13 protein-coding genes are annotated in these 12,966 nt (G+C 70.8%); 8 read left to right on the top strand and 5 right to left on the bottom strand.

Annotated features, from left to right (window positions below):
- The first annotated feature begins 11 nt into the window (after positions 1-11).
- Entirely contained in the window at positions 12-1,259 is a 1,248-nt protein-coding gene (gene lplT, locus IP92_RS19740; RefSeq protein ID WP_145878247.1) for a lysophospholipid transporter LplT, read from the top strand.
- A gap of 18 nt (positions 1,260-1,277) precedes the next feature.
- Here the strand turns inward: lplT and IP92_RS19735 are convergent, their stop codons facing one another.
- Genes IP92_RS19735 through tsaB form a run of 4 tightly spaced genes read right to left on the bottom strand, consistent with a single transcriptional unit; the run spans position 1,278 to position 4,405 of the window.
- Positions 1,278-2,264, bottom strand: a complete 987-nt coding sequence (locus tag IP92_RS19735; RefSeq protein ID WP_145878245.1) for a DUF1853 family protein — start codon at positions 2,262-2,264, stop codon at positions 1,278-1,280.
- Positions 2,248-3,222, bottom strand: coding sequence for a uracil-DNA glycosylase (locus IP92_RS19730; RefSeq protein ID WP_145878242.1), 975 nt, complete (start codon positions 3,220-3,222; stop codon positions 2,248-2,250). Before IP92_RS19730 ends, IP92_RS19735 begins: the two co-directional genes overlap by 17 nt.
- Complete coding sequence (rimI, locus tag IP92_RS19725; protein ID WP_145878240.1) at positions 3,219-3,701, bottom strand: ribosomal protein S18-alanine N-acetyltransferase; 483 nt, start codon at positions 3,699-3,701, stop codon at positions 3,219-3,221. The genes IP92_RS19730 and rimI overlap by 4 nt, the downstream gene beginning before the upstream one ends.
- A complete protein-coding gene (gene tsaB, locus IP92_RS19720) occupies positions 3,698-4,405 on the bottom strand; it encodes a tRNA (adenosine(37)-N6)-threonylcarbamoyltransferase complex dimerization subunit type 1 TsaB (protein ID WP_145878238.1) in 708 nt (235 codons plus the stop codon). Before tsaB ends, rimI begins: the two co-directional genes overlap by 4 nt.
- A 108-nt stretch (positions 4,406-4,513) precedes the next feature.
- Here tsaB and IP92_RS19715 point away from each other — a divergent pair, with 108 nt between their 5' ends.
- The gene (locus IP92_RS19715; RefSeq protein WP_145878236.1) at positions 4,514-4,933 is read left to right on the top strand and encodes a thioredoxin family protein; all 420 of its coding nucleotides are present in this window, start codon (positions 4,514-4,516) and stop codon (positions 4,931-4,933) included.
- Between the two features lies 1 nt (position 4,934).
- On the opposite strand, the gene IP92_RS19710 is transcribed toward IP92_RS19715, so the two are convergent.
- Positions 4,935-5,399 (bottom strand): winged helix-turn-helix transcriptional regulator, encoded by a 465-nt coding sequence (locus IP92_RS19710; RefSeq protein WP_145878234.1) that lies wholly within the window; start codon positions 5,397-5,399, stop codon positions 4,935-4,937.
- 118 nt (positions 5,400-5,517) lie between these two features.
- Here IP92_RS19710 and IP92_RS19705 point away from each other — a divergent pair, with 118 nt between their 5' ends.
- The 6 genes from IP92_RS19705 to IP92_RS19680 all read left to right on the top strand — a co-directional run bounded on the left by IP92_RS19705 (position 5,518) and on the right by IP92_RS19680 (position 12,961).
- Positions 5,518-6,711: an MFS transporter gene (locus IP92_RS19705; protein WP_229418865.1), complete on the top strand. Its 1,194-nt coding sequence runs from the start codon at positions 5,518-5,520 to the stop codon at positions 6,709-6,711.
- A gap of 92 nt (positions 6,712-6,803) precedes the next feature.
- The gene (locus IP92_RS19700) at positions 6,804-8,882 is read left to right on the top strand and encodes a TonB-dependent receptor (RefSeq protein ID WP_145878230.1); all 2,079 of its coding nucleotides are present in this window, start codon (positions 6,804-6,806) and stop codon (positions 8,880-8,882) included.
- Positions 8,883-8,890: 8 nt separating this feature from the next.
- The gene (locus IP92_RS19695; protein ID WP_145878227.1) at positions 8,891-9,628 is read left to right on the top strand and encodes an ABC transporter ATP-binding protein; all 738 of its coding nucleotides are present in this window, start codon (positions 8,891-8,893) and stop codon (positions 9,626-9,628) included.
- On the top strand, positions 9,625-11,046 hold the full coding sequence (locus tag IP92_RS19690) for an ABC transporter permease (protein WP_145878226.1): 1,422 nt from the start codon (positions 9,625-9,627) through the stop codon (positions 11,044-11,046). The genes IP92_RS19695 and IP92_RS19690 overlap by 4 nt, the downstream gene beginning before the upstream one ends.
- Positions 11,043-12,428: a DUF3526 domain-containing protein gene (locus IP92_RS19685; RefSeq protein WP_145878225.1), complete on the top strand. Its 1,386-nt coding sequence runs from the start codon at positions 11,043-11,045 to the stop codon at positions 12,426-12,428. The genes IP92_RS19690 and IP92_RS19685 overlap by 4 nt, the downstream gene beginning before the upstream one ends.
- Before the next feature lie 83 nt (positions 12,429-12,511).
- Positions 12,512-12,961 (top strand): Fur family transcriptional regulator, encoded by a 450-nt coding sequence (locus IP92_RS19680; protein WP_145878224.1) that lies wholly within the window; start codon positions 12,512-12,514, stop codon positions 12,959-12,961.
- Positions 12,962-12,966 lie beyond the last annotated feature (5 nt).

Raw genomic sequence — 12,966 nt, 5'->3', positions numbered from 1 at the left:
GCCCTTCCACAATGAATCGTGGTTTTTATACCATCATGGCAGCGCAGTTTTTTTCGTCGCTGGCGGACAATGCTTTGCTGTTCGTCGCGATCGACCTGCTGATCACGATGAAATCCCCGGCGTGGATCACGCCGCTGCTGAAATTTCTGTTCGTGCTGTTCTACGTGCTGCTGGCCGCGTTCGTGGGCGCCTTCGCGGATTCGCTGCCGAAGGGCCGCGTCATGTTCATCGCCAACCTGGTCAAGATCTTCGGCTGCGCATTGCTGTTTTATGAAGTGCATCCGCTGGCCGCGTATGCGATCGTCGGCATCGGCGCGGCGATCTATTCGCCCGCCAAATACGGCATCCTCACCGAATTGCTGCCGCCCGAAAAACTCGTTGCGGCCAATGGCTGGATCGAAGGCCTGACGATCGCCTCGATCATCCTCGGCACCGTGATGGGCGGCGCGCTTGTTTCCGACCGCGCCGAAGCGGTCATGTTGGGATGGAACATCGGCATCACCGATGCGGCGTATGGCGCGTTGATGATCGTCGGCGTGCTGTACATCGCCGCGGCGCTGTTCAACCTGCGCATCCCGCTGACGGGCTCCATCTATCCGCACCAGGAACGCAATCCGGTGCGCCTCGTCGAGGACTTCGCGAACTGCTGCACGATCCTGTGGAAGGACAAGCTGGGCCAGATCTCGCTGGCCGTCACCACGCTGCTGTGGGGTACCGCCGCGACGCTGCAATTCATCGTGCTGGAATGGGCCAAGCAATCGCTGCACATGAGTTATGAAAAGGCCACGACGATGGTGGGCCTCGTCGGGCTTGGCGTCACCGGCGGCGCGGTCCTGTCCGCGAAGCTGGTCACGCTGCGCAAGTCGCTCAGCGTCATCCCCGTCGGCGTCGTCATGGGCGTGATGGTGATGCTGATGGCGTTCGTGCATACGCCCGTCATCGCCTATCCGATGCTGATCGGGATCGGCGCGCTGTCCGGCTTCTTCGTCGTGCCGATGAACGCGCTGCTGCAGCACCGCGGCCACGTGCTGATGAGTGCCGGCCACTCGATCGCCGTGCAGAACTTCAACGAGAACCTGTCGGTGCTGACGATGCTGGCCGTGTACTCGCTGATGCTGCGCCTGCACCTGGAACTGAACACGATCATCGTGCTGTTCGGCCTGTTCCTGTCGGGGACGATGTTCTTCATCATGCGCCTGCATGCCGCCAACCAGCGCGAGCACGATTCGCTCGCGCTGATCGGCGAGCACAGACACTGACCTGCGCGTCGGGCCGGTTCAGGCGGCTGGCTTCGTGCCGGTGGCGCGCCGCAGCGCGGCAAGCTCCGGCCAGTCGTCGCGCACGATGAACGCGCGCGCCTCTTCCAGCAACCACTCCCCTTCCTGCCGCACCGACGCCACCATCACCGGTGAAGCATCGGCCGCGAACTTGTCCGTCACCTGCCCGACCAGTTCCGCCAGCGCCAGCGGCACCGCGGCGCCGTCCACGCGGCCCTTGAACGGTGCCAGCCATTGCAGCCGGGGCAGCACCACGTAGCGCTCGCCCGGCCATTGGCCCGCCGCGAGGCCGGCCAGCGTATGCCATCTGCCGCGGCAGTGGTCGGGCGCGATGCCCGGCACCGTGAACACGCCATCGGGCGGATAGAACAGCCAGCCCTTGACGAGCGCCTGCGCGACCGCCACCGGTTGCGGCAGCACGTCGCGCGCGGCCGGGTGCCACGCCAGCGCCAACTGCTGCTCGAAGATCTTGCGCATCTTGCGGCCCAGCGTGTCGCCCAGGTTCGGGCCCACCAGCAGGTCGAAGTCGCTGGTGTCGGCATGGCTGTCCAGCAGGTAGAACTTGGTGGCGAACTCGATGTGGCGCAGGCCCGCCGGCTCGTCCAGCAGGAAGTCGAATTCGCCGACGGTTTCCTTGGCGCTGCGCACCTGCAGCCCGTGCGCGGCCAGCGTGCCTTGCTGCGCGAAATAGAACGCCATCAGCTTTTCCGCATACAAGCCCAGGCGCGAATAGAACCGCGCGCCCAGCGCGGCATCGAGCGGCGCGGGGTCCGCTTCCAGTGCCGCCAGCCAGGCGGCCGTCGCGGCGGCGGCGGGGCCGAGCACGGCGATGCGGCCGTGCCAGTAAGGTGCGCTGGCGTCGAGCAGATCGGGCGCATCGAGCAGCCAGGCCAGCGCGCGCACGTGCGGGCGCGTCAGGTGCTGCCAGCGGCGCTCGAAGCGCGCCTGGTAGGAAAGATCGGCCGTGCTGTCAGCGGCGGCCGGCATGGGCGGAGCGCGCCAGGCACAGGTCGGCCCAGGCGCGGGCCTTGTCTTCCGGCTTCTTCAGCAAGTCGGCCGGGTGGAACGTCGCCACCACGGGCAGCTCGCCATAGCGCAGCACCTTGCCGCGCGCGGCCATGCCCAGCAGCCCTTTCGCGGTGACGCCGCCGACGGTCAGGGCCAGGCCCGCCCCCGTCAACGCCAGCTCGCGATCCAGGTAGGGGCGGCAGGCGGCCAGTTCGTCCGCGCTCGGCAGGCGGTCAGTGCCATCCTCGGCGACGGCGCGGCATTTCACCAAGGTCGTCACGTAGGCGCCCCGCTCCGTCGACAAGCCGACGGCGTTCAGCATATTGGCCAGCAGCTGGCCGGGCTGGCCGGACAGCGGCTGTTCCACTTCCTCGTCTTCCGCGGTCGGCGCGGTGCCCAGCACCAGCCAGCGCGCCTGCTCGTCGCCCTGGCCCGGCACGGCGGCACGGCGCGTGGCGCACAGGTCGCAGCGGGTGCAGCGGCGCACGGCGGCCTGCAAAGTAGGCCAGTCCATCGCCGCGATTTCCTCGTCGGTGGCGGCCGTGCGTGCCGGCGCGCGCTGTACCGGCGCGGCCGGCACGGCGTCGAACCACGACGTGTCCTCGGCCGTTTCCGGCTCGCTTGCCTTCGGGCGCGGCGGCGCGCTTTGTTTCAGCACCGGTGCCTTCGGCGGCGGCGCGGGGGCTTCGTCGAACCACGACATGTCGTCGTCGGACTGCGCAACCGGTTGCGCCGGCGGCGCGATCGGTGCGGGTGCAGGTGCCGGTGCCAGCGCAGGTTCGGGCGCAGGCGCAGCTTCCATCACGGGCTCGGGCGCGGCGTCGATCGCTTCCTCCTCGGCGTACTCCGGCGGCGCGGCGACGCGGTCGCGCAGCAGCCATTGCGGGCCGACGCCCATCTCCTGCAGGAACACGATGCTGCGGTGCGGCTGGCTCATAGCGCAATACGCATCACGATGGCGTCCTCGCGGGTCTGGTTGGCGGCCGGGTAATAGCCCTTGCGGCGGCCGATCTCGGTGAAGCCGTAGCGGCGGTAGATGTCGAGCGCGCGCTGGTTCGACGGCCGCACTTCCAGCAGCATCGAATCCATGCCGAGCCCGCGCGCGCAGGCGACGGACTGGTTCAGCAGGAACCGCCCCAGGCCCTTGCCCTGCCATGGCGCGGCGACCGCCACGTTCAGCAGGTGGGCTTCGTCGACGACGGCCATCACGAGGAAATAGCCGAGCAGCTCGCGCAGCGGATCGCGCAGCACCCACGCGTGGTAGCCGTTCTTCAGCGAGTCGGAAAAATTGGTGCGGGTCCAGGGATGCGGATAGACGCTGCGCTCGACGGCCACCACCTCGTCCAGGTCGGACTGCTGCATCGGTTCGTAGATCAGGCGCGCCAGGTCCCAGCCGCGGCTCGTGTCCAACGTCATGCGCCCGCCCCGTTCATCACGGCCCGCTCGGCCTTCGTGTAGGCGACCTTGTTGCGCAGGTACAGCGGCTGCGCCTCGGCCGCGGACACGCTCCGGCCGGCCTCCAGCGCAATGGCGCCAAGCCGGGCGATCTGTTCCGCGTGCGGCAGGATCGCCGTATCCGCGCCGGCGGCGAAGGCCTTGCCCGCGAACGCTTCCGGGTACGCCGTGAAGCCGTTACCGCAGGCGTGCACGCTGCCCTGCGGCGCCACGTCCGCCGGGTTCGACAGCGCCGGCGGCAGGATCGCCATCGGCACGGTCGCCGAGGCGCCGTCGAAGCGGTATTGCGCCCAGTAGACCTCGTTCATGCGCGCATCCAGCACGGCCAGCACCTCGTTGGCGCCATGCCGCTCGCGGCACGCCAGCGCCATCGCATCGAGCGTGACGACGGGCACCAGCGGCAGATTTGCGCCGAACCCCAGGCCCTGGGCGATGCCGCAGGCGGTGCGCACGCCCGTGAACGAACCGGGCCCGGCGCCGTAGGCGATCGCGTCGCAATCGGCCAGCGCAATACACGCCTCGGCCAGCAATTCCTGCACCATCGGCAACAATGCGGCCGAGTGCGTACGCACGCCGTCGGACGAACGGGAAGTCAGCCGGCCGCCGTGCAGCAGCGCGCAGGAAGCCAGTTCGGAGGACGTTTCAAGAGCAAGAATGGTACGCATAGGGCGTATTTTACCTCGCGCGGGCGCGCCGGCCCAGCCACCGGAACTGGACCGGCCCCTGCCATCCGTTCACGGACGCGCCCGCGCCGGACGCTGTACAATCGCGCCATGCACAGCACAACCCTACATGCCGACAACCGCGCCGAAGTGGCGGCCGCGCTGGCGCAGGACCACCTGATCGTGGCCTGCCTGTGCGCCGCCTGGTGCGGCACCTGCTCCAGCTACCGTACCTCATTCGAGGAGCTGGCCGCCAGGCACCCGGAAAAATACTTCCTGTGGGTGGACATCGAGGACCACGCCGACATCGTGGGCGACCTCGACGTCGAGAACTTCCCCACCCTGCTGATCCAGCGCCACGAGACGGTCGCGTTTTTCGGCACGATGCTGCCGGACCCGAACGTGGCCCACCGCCTGATCGAGACGATCGCCGCGCAGGACGACGCCGAACTGGCACGCCTCGCCGCCAGCACCGCCGAGCGGCGCCAGTGGCAACAGGAATGCAATCTGCGCAAGCTGATGGGCGAATAAACTACGAAGCCTGGCGCCCGGAGCCGACCTTCCTGACGGCCGTGCGTTCCGGCTTCACTTCGCGCCCGTCCGGCGTGCGCAGCGCCACGCCTTCCACCTTGCGGCCGGTCGCCCGGTCCACCAGTACCGAATGGGGTTCGCCGCGCGCGAACAGATGGCGCTCGCCCCAGCGGCGCAGTGCCACCACGACGCCAAACAGGTCCTCGCCCTTCGGCGTCAGCACGTATTCCTGGTAAGCGGAACCGTCCGACGCGGGCTGGCTGGCCAGGATGCCTTCCTCCACCAGCAGGCGCAGGCGGTCCGTCAGGATGTTGCGCGCCACACCCAGGCTGCGCTGGAAATCTCCGAACCGCCGCACGCCGTCGAAAGCGTCGCGCACGATCAACAGTGCCCAGCGGTCGCCAACCAGGTCCACGCTGCGCGCGACCGGGCACGGCTCCTCCCTCAAGCTTTTGCGGCCTGCCATGCTGCCCTCCCATCGTGTTTGTGGTTGCATTTTAAAACTGCTTGACGTACGCTGCAACCAGTTTTAAATCGCAACCACTTCGCGCAACTACTTCGGTATGCAACCACCTGGAGGAACCATGCCCATCCTGTCCCGCGCCACGCTGGCGCTGCTCGCGGCAGCGGCCGCGCTGTGCGTCGCCAACGTCTACTACGCGCAACCGTTGCTCGACCTGATCGCCGCCGACCTGGCGCTGGACCGTGCCGCGGCCGGCGCCATCGTCTTCGCCACCCAGCTGGGCAGCGCGCTGGCGCTGCTGTTCGTCGTGCCGCTGGGCGACCGCCATGGGCGCCGCGCCCTGCTGCTGGCGCAGCTGGCCGCGCTCGTGCTGGCGCTGGCCGCCGTCTGCGCCGCGGACCGCATCGTGCCGCTGCTGGCGGCGATGCTGCTGGCCGGCCTGCTGGGCACGGCGATGACGCAAGGCTTGATCGGCTGCGCGGCGGTGCTCGCGCTGCCTGAACAGCGCGGGCGGATGGTCGGTGCCGTGCAGGGCGGCGTCGTGCTCGGGCTGCTGGGAGCGCGCGTGGTGGCGGGCGCCGTGGCCGACGTGGCCGGATGGCGCGCCGTGTACGGCATCTCGGCCGCGCTGATGGTGCTGGTCGCGCTGCTGCTGTGGCGCATGCTGCCGCCGCTGCCGGCGCCAGGCGATCCCGTGCCTTACCGCCGGCTGATCGCATCGATGTGGACGTTGCTGCGCACCGACCGCGTATTGCACACCCGCGGCACGATCGCGCTGTTGATGTTCGCCGTGTTCAACATCTTCTGGGGCGCGCTGGCGCTGGAACTGGCCGGCCCGCCGCACGGCTTGCCGCACACGGCGATCGGCGCGTTCGGCCTGGTCGGCATTGCCGGTGCGCTGGGCGCGGCGCGCGCCGGCCGCTGGCACGACCGCGGGCACGGCGAGCGCGTCACCGGCATCGCGCTGGCGCTGTTGCTGTTCGCCTGGCTGCCGCTGGCGTTCACGCCCGCATCGCTGGCCGCGGTGGCGGCCGGCATCCTCGCGCTGGACCTTGCCGTGCAGGCGTTGCACGTGACGAACCAGGGCATGATCCTGCACGGCGGCGGCGCGGCACAGAGCCGGCTGATCGCCTGCTACATGCTGTTCTACGCGGCCGGCAGCGGCGCCGGCGCGCTGGCCGCGACATTGATGCACGCTGCATTCGGCTGGCCGGGCGTCTGCCTGCTCGGTGCGGGCGTGAGCGCGGCGGCGCTGCTGTTCTGGTGGCGCAGTCGCCTGCTCGCCAGGGCGGAGCAACACCGTATTGCAACATAGTTGCGTTAACACCTGAAGCCGGCTTAGAATTGCTTTTGCAACACAATTGCATAAGCAAGGCCGCATGGCCGCCACCACAGCCCACACTTCAGATGACCAACACCCTGCCCCGCAATACCCTTACCCGTCCCTTGTTCGCCGCCCTGCTGGCCTGGGCCGGCGGCGCCGCTGGCGACGAGCCGGATGCCGCCGCGCCCGACGTGGCCGTCGTCCACGTTCCCGGCAGCCGCGACGGCTACGGCCGCGCGCGCATCGGCAACGATGCCGCGGCGCTGCCGGCATCCGTCACGGTGCTGACGGCACAGGACCTCGAGACGATCAACGTCGGCCGCGACATCTCGAACATCTTCCGCCGCGTGCCGGGCGTCGTCGCGCACAGCCTCGACCAGGGCGACACCGGCACCGGCTTCAAGATGCGCGGCTTCGCGACCGGCGGCAGCCACGGTGCCGACACGGCGATCTACGTCGACGGCGTGCCGCAGAACGTGCCTTCCAGCGAAGCGGGCGCCGGCCACGGCCCAGCCTTCCTCGAATGGATCACGCCGGGCATGATCGCCGGTGTCGACGTGATCAAGGGGCCGGTGTCGGTGCGCCATGGCGACCAGAACCGCGCCGGCGCAGTCGACATCCATACCGTCGACGGCCCCATTCCCTCCAGCGTCGCATTCACCGCCGAATCGTACGGCGGCCGGCGCGGCACGCTGGTCTGGTCCGCGCAGGCCGGCGCGTTCGACAGCGTCGTGGTCGCCGACACCTACCGCACCGACAGCTACCGGCGCGGCGCCTGGCTCGACCGGGACAACCTGTTCTGGAAGCTGTCGCACACGCGCGGCGGCTATCGGCTCAGCCTGCGCCTGAACCACTACCGCTCCGATTACGAGGCGGCCGGCTACCTGCGCTACGACCGGCTCGCGGCCGGCCTCGTGGCGCGCGACGCGCTGGAGGAAAACGCGCTGCCCGCGTTCGGCGACGCCCGCCGCACGGCGCTGGCATTCAACGCGACGCCCGTCGACGACGGCACCGGCTGGCGCGTGACGGCCTACGCCGAGGATTTCGAACGGACCCGCGCCGCGGCGGCCGGCGGCGCCGTCAACAATGCCGGCACGGACGACCGCCACATCCGGGGCGGCCAGCTGTCCTACGACTGGCGCCCCGTCCCGCGCTTCGCACTGCTTGTCGGCGCCGACCTGCGGCGCGACCAGGGAGAAGCCATCCGGCGCCGCTACGAGAACCGCCGGCCCACCGACATCTACCTGACCGACCTCGATCTCGACTTGCTGACGTGGGGCCTGTTCACGCAGGCGCAATGGCGCCCCGCGGGTGCGCTGAAGCTGACCGGTGGCCTGCGCGCCGACCGCTTCGACTACGACATCGGCAACCGCAAGCGCCCCGCCGCCTCGACCGGCTACCGCAAATGGGTCGTCACGCCGAAAGCGGGGATGCTGTGGGACGCCGCACCGGGCGTCGCCTGGTTCGCCAACGCGGCCGAGGGCTTCCGCTCCGCCGCCGCGCAGCAGATCAGCCCCGCCGGCGCCGCCGGGCCGCTGGGCGCGCCGGGTGACCTGAACAACGCCGGGCTGCGGCCGTCGAAGGTGCGTTCCTACGACACGGGCGTCAACGTGACGCGGGCCGGCTGGTCGGTCAACGGCGCCCTGTTCCACACCACCAACGACGACGAAGTGACGATGACGGCACCCGACGTGTGGACGACGATCGGCAGCACGACCCGGCGTGGCTGGGAGATCGACGCGCGCTGGCGGCCGGCCGCCGCGTGGGCGCTGTACGCCAGCTACACAGGCCTGGTGCGGGCGCGCATCGACAATCCGCTGCCGAACACGGGCGCGCTGATCTCGGTGCCGCGTCACCAGGCCAAGGTCGGCATCGAGTACACCACGGTGCTGGCCGGCCGGCCGCTGCGCCTGAACGCGGATGCCTACGCGACCACGGGTGTGCCGTACTACACGGGCGCCGTACCGCAGCGCCGCACGGTGCCGACCTACAAGCGCTACGACCTGCGGGCGCAATACGACATTGGAAAAATGCGCCTCGCGCTGTACGCGATCCTGCAGCCGCAACTGATCAGCGAGGCGTATTACGCCAACGCTTCCGGGCTGCTGGTGGCGCCGCAACCGCGCCGCCACGGCGGCATCACCGTGCAATACCTGTTCTGAGGACCGCGATGAAGGCCACGATAGAAGCAACGATACAAGCGACGATAGCAACCCACGACCTCGCGGTGCGCTATGGCGAGCGCACCGTCATCGCCCGCCTGAACCTGGCCATCGCGTCCGGCCAGGTGCTGGCGCTGCTGGGCGGGAACGGCGCGGGCAAGACAACGACGATCCAGACCCTGCTCGGCTTCGTGCCGCCCGCCGCGGGCCGCGTGCTGATCGGCGGCCGCGACCTCGCCGCCGAGCCGGAAGCGGCGCGGCGCCTGGCCTACCTGCCGGAAAACGTCGCGCTGTATCCCTACCTGTCAGGCATCGAGAACCTGCGCTACTTCTGCGCACTGGCCGACATCGACGTCACCCCGCTCGAGGCGGGCGACATGCTGGCCGCCTGCGGCCTGCAGGAGGGCGCGCACGGCGCCCGCGTGTCGGGATACTCGAAGGGCATGCGCCAGAAGGTCGGGCTGGCGATCGCCCATGCCCGCTCGGCGTGCGGCATGCTGCTCGACGAGCCCACCTCCGGCCTCGACCCCGCCGCCGCCAACGACTTCGCGGCGCGGGTGCGCGCCGCCGCCGACCGCGGCATGGCCGTGCTGATGGCCACCCACGACCTGTTCAACGCACGCCAGGTGGCCGACCGCATCGCCATCATGCAGGCCGGCGCCATCGTTGCCGAGGTCGATGCGCACACGATCGGCCACCAGGAACTGGAAGACCTGTACCTGCACCACGCCCGGGAGCTCGCATGACTGCCGCGCACTGCATTGCCGTGCTGCGCAAGGAATGGCTCGGCCTGTGGCGCGGCGGCCGCCTGGCCTGGCCCGCCGTCGCGCTGGCCGTGCTGTTCGCACTGACGTTCCTGCTGGCGCACCAGGCCCGCGAACGCGCGGCGGCAGAGGCGCACGACGCCGCTGCGGCCGCACGCGCCCAGTGGGACAGCCAGGACGCGCGCCATCCGCACCGCGCCGCCCACTTCGGCCTGTACGTGTTTGCCGCCGCCGGCCCGCTGGCCGCCTTCGATCCGGGCATCGACCGCCACGTGGGCAAGACGCTGTGGATCGAGCCGCACCGCCGCAACATCCCGCGCGACAGCGATGCGGCCGCCGAGCCGGCGCCAGCGCCGTTCGGCCCGTTCTCGCCCGCGCTGGTGCTGACGATGCTGCTGCCGCTCGCCGTGTTCGCGCTGACGTTCGATTCCGTCAGCGCCGAGCGCGAGGCGGGCACCTTGCGGATGACGGGCGCCCTCGGCGTCGGCATGCGCGGGATCGTGCTGGGCAAGCTGGCCGTCGCGGCGGCACTGCCCGTGGCGCTCGTGCTGGGCGCGTTCGGCCTGGTGGCGGCGCTGGCGCCGGAAGATGGCAGCAGCGCCCTGCTCCGCTGCGCGGCGTTGGCCTGCGTGTATGTGCTGTACGTGCTGATCCTCGCCTGCGTGGGCCTGACGGTATCCGCGCTGTGCCGCAGCAGCCGCGCCGCACTGGCGGTGCTGCTGGCGCTGTGGCTCGCGTGGCTGTTCGTGATTCCGCGCGCGGCCGGGCTGCTTGCCGAACACGCCGAACCGCTGCCGACGCGCGACGCATTCTGGAGCGCGATCCGATACGACTACGAGAACGGCCTGCCCGGCGACGGCGACCTGGCCGCGCGCGGCCGCGCGTTCGACGCGGCGCTGCTGGCGCGCCATGGCGTGCGCCGCGCCGAGGACTTGCCGTTCGGCGCCTACGCGGCCCGCCGGCTGGCGCGCGACGCCTATGCGGACAAGGTGCATGCGCTGCATTTCGATGCGCTGTGGGACGGCTTCGCGCACCAGCAGGATGTGCTGCGCCAGGCCGCGCTGGCCAGCCCCGCCGTCGCGTTGCAGCTCGCGTCGATGACGCTGGCCGGCACGGACCTGGCGCACCGCCGCCACTTCGAGGACGCGGCCGAGCGCTACCGGCGCGCGTTCAACACGCACATCGACCGCTGGGACATGACGCAAACGCGGGGCCTGACGTCGTTCGACGAGCGCTATGGCGGCCGGACGCTGTGGCAATCGGTGCCGCGCTTCGACTATCGGCCGCCGCAGGCGCCGGCCGGCATCGGCTGGGCGCTGCGCGACATGGCTGCCCTGGCCGCGTGGGCAGCGGCCGCGCTGTCAGTGCTGCTGGCTGTCGCGGGGAGGATCAAGCCATGAAGCGCCTCTTACTGGCCGAATGGCGCCGCCTGCTGGGCAATCCCGTCAACCGGATACTGCTGGGCGTTGCGGCACTGCTGCTGGGCGCAGCCGCCGCCTTGTCCGGCCTCGAGGCCGCGCGTTATCGCGCTGTCGCCGCGGGCGCCGTGGCCGACTGGGAACGGGGCGTGGCCGAGGCGGCACTCGCGCTGCCCGCCACGGCGCCGCCACCATCGCCCGGCCAGGCGAAGGATGCATTCGAGTTCGCACGGCGCATGGCGCCGCCGGCGCAACGGCAGCCGGGCGGCGGCCTGGTGCTGGCGGCCGGCAGCTTCGCGCAGCGCACCCCGGCGATCCAGGTCTCCGTCGAACCGCGCCACGTGGACGGGCGGCGCAGCGATCCGATCGCCAACCCGCTGCTGCGCTCACTCGGCATGCCGGACTTCGGCGCCGTGACGGCGTTGCTGCTGCCGCTGCTCGTCATCGCGCTGTCGTATGGCATGGTGCACGAGGCGCGCGAACTGGGCATCTGGCGTGTCGTCTGCGCCCAGGCTCGCCAGCCATGGCGCGTGGCCGCTGCGGCGCTGCTGGTGCGCCTGACGGCCGCGTGGAGCGTGGCGGCACTGGCATCCACGCTGGCGTTCGCCCTCGATCCCGGCGCCACCTGGCAGGCCTGGGCGGCGTGGCTGCTGGCGCTTGCCGCGGCCGCGCTGGCATGGACGGCGCTCGCCGGCCTCGTCAACCACCTGCGCATGCCGCCGGCGGCCGCTGCCGGCGTGCTGCTCGCCGCCTGGATCGCCGGCATGTTCGTCGCCCCGGCGGCACTGGGCGCGCTGGCGGCGGCGCGGCACCCGGCACCGATGCCGCACACGGTGATCCTGCGGACGCGCGCCGCCCAAGACACGGCGGAACAGCAGGAGGCCGCACTGCTGGCGCGCTGGTTCGACGCGCACCCGGACCAGCGCTCGGCCATCACCGCGCATACCTGGCCCGTGTCGTTCATGCCCCGCTTCGTGGCGCAGGATGCCGCCGTCGCGCCGCTGCTGCGCCGCGTGGCGGACGCGCGCGCCGCGCAGGCGGACATGGTGGCGGCCGTCGCGTGGCTGTCGCCGTCGCTGGCGTTGACGGTGGCCGCCGAGCGGCTGGCGGACGCGGACGCGGCGCACCACGCGGCATTCCTGCGCGACGTCGACCGCTACGAACAGCGCTGGCGCGACTGGGCGACGCCGCCGATCATGGGCTACCGCGGACTGGTGCGCGCCGACGTGGACAGCCTGCCCCGCTTCGTGCCAGGTCCGGCCGGTGCGGGCTTTCCCGCCGCGCCGATCCTCGGCACACTGGCCGCGGCGGCCGCACTGCTGGCTTGCTGGTGGCGCCTGCGGCACGGTGCGGCGCGGCCGTAGCCGCCTGCCGGCGCCGTGGGCGGGAGGTATAATCACGGCGCCGGAGCGAACGATCGTCCGGCCGCATCGACACCGGATACACCATGGCCACCCCGACCGCAAGCACGCGCAATCACACCAGTACCGAGCAGGCCGAAAGCCTGATCCGCGCCACCGGCGCGCGGCTCACGCAGCCGCGCGTGCGCGTGCTGGCGTTCCTGCTCGCGCAGCACGAACCGCTGACGCATCACGACATCCTGGCCCGCCTGCCGGGAGAAGGATTCGATGCCGTCACGCTGTACCGCGTGCTCGAATGGCTGACGGAACAGGGACTGGCACACCGCATCGCCGGCGCCGACCAGGTGTGGCGCTTTTCCGCCAATCCGGACAAGGATGCGCACGATCACGCGCACTTCCAGTGCACCCGCTGCGAAGCGGTGACGTGCGTGCCGGACGTGCCGCTGCCGCGCAAGCTGAAGCTGCCGGACGGCTTTACCAGCGATGAAGTGGATGTGCTGATCAAGGGCCGCTGCCCGCGCTGCGCCGGCGAATAATGGGC

Source organism: Pseudoduganella flava, assembly GCF_007830495.1.
Classification (GTDB): Bacteria; Pseudomonadota; Gammaproteobacteria; order Burkholderiales; family Burkholderiaceae_D; genus Rugamonas; species Rugamonas flava.
The sequence above is the reverse complement of the archived record's forward strand: the minus strand, read 5'-3'. Positions and strand labels throughout refer to the sequence as shown.

What these genes read in the sequence shown, in the direction of transcription:
- rimI (WP_145878240.1), bottom strand. Translation starts at nt 3,701, where the DNA reads ATGACGTTGGACACGAGCCGCGGCTGGGACCTGGCGCGCCTGATCTAC.
- IP92_RS19690 (WP_145878226.1), top strand. Translation starts at nt 9,625, where the DNA reads ATGACTGCCGCGCACTGCATTGCCGTGCTGCGCAAGGAATGGCTCGGC.
- IP92_RS19700 (WP_145878230.1), top strand. Translation starts at nt 6,804, where the DNA reads ATGACCAACACCCTGCCCCGCAATACCCTTACCCGTCCCTTGTTCGCC.
- IP92_RS19680 (WP_145878224.1), top strand. Translation starts at nt 12,512, where the DNA reads ATGGCCACCCCGACCGCAAGCACGCGCAATCACACCAGTACCGAGCAG.
- IP92_RS19685 (WP_145878225.1), top strand. Translation starts at nt 11,043, where the DNA reads ATGAAGCGCCTCTTACTGGCCGAATGGCGCCGCCTGCTGGGCAATCCC.
- lplT (WP_145878247.1), top strand. Translation starts at nt 12, where the DNA reads ATGAATCGTGGTTTTTATACCATCATGGCAGCGCAGTTTTTTTCGTCG.
- IP92_RS19695 (WP_145878227.1), top strand. Translation starts at nt 8,891, where the DNA reads ATGAAGGCCACGATAGAAGCAACGATACAAGCGACGATAGCAACCCAC.
- tsaB (WP_145878238.1), bottom strand. Translation starts at nt 4,405, where the DNA reads ATGCGTACCATTCTTGCTCTTGAAACGTCCTCCGAACTGGCTTCCTGC.
- IP92_RS19705 (WP_229418865.1), top strand. Translation starts at nt 5,518, where the DNA reads ATGCCCATCCTGTCCCGCGCCACGCTGGCGCTGCTCGCGGCAGCGGCC.
- IP92_RS19735 (WP_145878245.1), bottom strand. Translation starts at nt 2,264, where the DNA reads ATGCCGGCCGCCGCTGACAGCACGGCCGATCTTTCCTACCAGGCGCGC.
- IP92_RS19710 (WP_145878234.1), bottom strand. Translation starts at nt 5,399, where the DNA reads ATGGCAGGCCGCAAAAGCTTGAGGGAGGAGCCGTGCCCGGTCGCGCGC.
- IP92_RS19730 (WP_145878242.1), bottom strand. Translation starts at nt 3,222, where the DNA reads ATGAGCCAGCCGCACCGCAGCATCGTGTTCCTGCAGGAGATGGGCGTC.
- IP92_RS19715 (WP_145878236.1), top strand. Translation starts at nt 4,514, where the DNA reads ATGCACAGCACAACCCTACATGCCGACAACCGCGCCGAAGTGGCGGCC.